At 42.0% G+C, this 219-nt stretch carries 1 rRNA gene; it reads left to right on the top strand.

The features are described 5' to 3' along the window. Positions 1–139 precede the first annotated feature (139 nt). Positions 140–219, top strand: a 5S ribosomal RNA gene (rrf, locus tag ACXAHM_RS26520); the annotation flags it as partial.

The raw sequence follows: 219 nt of genomic DNA, 5'->3' as shown, positions 1-219 counted from the left end.
TTTACGGTTGAGGTAGTAGCGATACTACCTCAGCAAAGTTTTTCCTTTTCGCTGTCAATGACTAAAAGAGGTCATGATAGTGATTAGATTCTAGTAGAGACAAGGCATGCCTTGTCTGATTGAAGATTTTAAAAATATTGATGGTGCCAATGACGTAGGTGTTCACCTCTTCCCATTCCGAACAGAGCAGTTAAGCCCTACAGTGCTGATGGTACTGGG

It is taken from the genome of Flammeovirga sp. AWQ4_249 (genome assembly GCF_056161045.1).
This window is presented reverse-complemented; position numbering and strand designations above follow the sequence as displayed.